Genomic DNA, 2,500 nt, shown 5'->3' with positions numbered 1-2,500 from the left:
CCCCCACTAGGCCCTCAACCTAGCGCGTCTGCCGTTCCGCCACGACCGCGCGGAAAAAACAAAAGTGAGCCATGAAGGATTCGAACCTTCGACCCTCTGATTAAAAGTCAGATGCTCTACCAACTGAGCTAATGGCTCGTAAATGGCTGGGCTAGCTGGATTCGAACCAGCGCATGACGGAGTCAAAGTCCGTTGCCTTACCGCTTGGCTATAGCCCATCGAAATAGTTATCTTCTTTTCAAAGACAAATGTTATTTTACCATAATGTCCAATAAAAAACAACTGCTATATAGCAGAAGTTAAAATGGCGGTCCCGACCGGGGTCGAACCGGCGATCTCCTGCGTGACAGGCAGGCATGTTAACCACTACACCACGGGACCATTTGGTTGCGGGGACAGGATTTGAACCTGCGACCTTCGGGTTATGAGCCCGACGAGCTACCGTACTGCTCCACCCCGCGATGATATAAATAGCCTGGCAACGTCCTACTCTCACAGGGACAAGGTCCCAACTACCATCGGCGCTAGAGAGCTTAACTTCCGTGTTCGGTATGGGAACGGGTGTGACCTCTCTGCCATCATTACCAGACATTATTCTTTTGAGACAATCATTATTATAACTTATTCACTCTAAAAGTCAATAAGTTTTTTATATTCTCTCAAAACTAGATAACATTGCTTCATATTATATGGTTAAGTCCTCGATCTATTAGTATTCGTCAGCTCCACATGTCACCATGCTTCCACCTCGAACCTATCAACCTGATCATCTTTCAGGGATCTTACTAGCTTACGCTATGGGAAATCTCATCTTGAGGGGGGCTTCATGCTTAGATGCTTTCAGCACTTATCCCTTCCGCACATAGCTACCCAGCTATGCCCTTGGCAGAACAACTGGTACACCAGCGGTGCGTCCATCCCGGTCCTCTCGTACTAAGGACAGCTCCTCTCAAATTTCCTGCGCCCACGACGGATAGGGACCGAACTGTCTCACGACGTTCTGAACCCAGCTCGCGTACCGCTTTAATGGGCGAACAGCCCAACCCTTGGGACCGACTACAGCCCCAGGATGCGATGAGCCGACATCGAGGTGCCAAACCTCCCCGTCGATGTGGACTCTTGGGGGAGATAAGCCTGTTATCCCCGGGGTAGCTTTTATCCGTTGAGCGATGGCCCTTCCATGCGGAACCACCGGATCACTAAGCCCGACTTTCGTCCCTGCTCGACTTGTAGGTCTCGCAGTCAAGCTCCCTTATGCCTTTGCACTCTACGAATGATTTCCAACCATTCTGAGGGAACCTTTGGGCGCCTCCGTTACACTTTAGGAGGCGACCGCCCCAGTCAAACTGCCCACCTGACACTGTCTCCCGGGTCGATAAGACCCGTAGGTTAGAATTTCAATACAGTCAGGGCGGTATCCCACCAGCGCCTCCACCGAAGCTAGCGCTCCGGTTTCAATGGCTCCCGCCTATCCTGTACAAACTGTACCAAAATTCAATATCAGGCTACAGTAAAGCTCCACGGGGTCTTTCCGTCCTGTCGCGGGTAACCTGCATCTTCACAGGTACTATAATTTCACCGAGTCTCTGGTTGAGACAGTGCCCAAATCGTTACACCTTTCGTGCGGGTCGGAACTTACCCGACAAGGAATTTCGCTACCTTAGGACCGTTATAGTTACGGCCGCCGTTTACTGGGGCTTCAGTTCAGAGCTTCGCTTACGCTAACCCCTCTCCTTAACCTTCCAGCACCGGGCAGGTGTCAGCCCCTATACTTCGCCTTACGGCTTCGCAGAGACCTGTGTTTTTGCTAAACAGTCGCTTGGGCCTATTCACTGCGGCTTTCCGTTAAGAAAGCACCCCTTCTCCCGAAGTTACGGGGTCATTTTGCCGAGTTCCTTAACCAGAGTTCTCTCGCACACCTTAGGATTCTCTCCTCGCCTACCTGTGTCGGTTTGCGGTACAGGCACCTTTTATCTCGCTAGAAGCTTTTCTTGGCAGCGGGGAATCAAAGACTTCGCTCCATAAGGAGCTTCCCCATCACAGCTCAGCCTTCACGATAAGCGGATTTGCCTACTTATCAGCCTAACTGCTTGGACGTGCACAACCAATCGCACGCTTCTTCTATCCTTCTGCGTCCCTCCATTGCTCAAACGATAAAGAGGTGGTACAGGAATATCAACCTGTTGTCCATCGCCTACGCCTGTCGGCCTCGGCTTAGGTCCTGACTAACCCTGAGCGGACGAGCCTTCCTCAGGAAACCTTAGGCATTCGGTGGACGGGATTCTCACCCGTCTTTCGCTACTCATACCGGCATTCTCACTTCTAAGCGCTCCACCAGTCCTTCCGGTCTGACTTCACTGCACTTAGAACGCTCCCCTACCACTGATACCATTGGTATCAATTCGCAGCTTCGGTGGTGTATTTAGCCCCGGTACATTTTCGGCGCAGAGTCACTCGACTAGTGAGCTATTACGCACTCTTTAAATGGTGGCTGCTTCTG

At 51.4% G+C, this 2,500-nt stretch carries 5 tRNA genes and 2 rRNA genes (2 of these 7 cut by a window edge); all 7 read right to left on the bottom strand.

Annotated elements, in window-relative coordinates:
• A tRNA-Leu gene (locus MKY90_RS00470) sits at positions 1-49 on the bottom strand (it extends 34 nt beyond the left edge of the window).
• Positions 50-65: 16 nt separating this feature from the next.
• Positions 66-138: transfer RNA gene (locus MKY90_RS00465), tRNA-Lys, on the bottom strand.
• Between the two features lie 5 nt (positions 139-143).
• A tRNA-Gln gene (locus MKY90_RS00460) sits at positions 144-218 on the bottom strand.
• A gap of 87 nt (positions 219-305) precedes the next feature.
• Positions 306-381 (bottom strand) — tRNA-Asp (locus MKY90_RS00455).
• A gap of 3 nt (positions 382-384) precedes the next feature.
• Positions 385-461, bottom strand: a tRNA-Met gene (locus MKY90_RS00450).
• A 12-nt stretch (positions 462-473) separates the two neighbouring features.
• Positions 474-589, bottom strand: a 5S ribosomal RNA gene (gene rrf / locus MKY90_RS00445).
• Positions 590-689: 100 nt separating this feature from the next.
• Positions 690-2,500 (bottom strand): 23S ribosomal RNA (locus MKY90_RS00440) (it continues 1,111 nt past the right edge of the window).

This window comes from Bacillus sp. FSL P2-0099 (genome assembly GCF_038007445.1).
In the GTDB taxonomy this organism is placed as follows: Bacteria; Bacillota; Bacilli; order Bacillales; family Bacillaceae_G; genus Bacillus_A; species Bacillus_A mycoides.
Note: the sequence above shows the minus strand (reverse complement) of the source record. Positions and strands in the feature narration are given on the sequence as shown.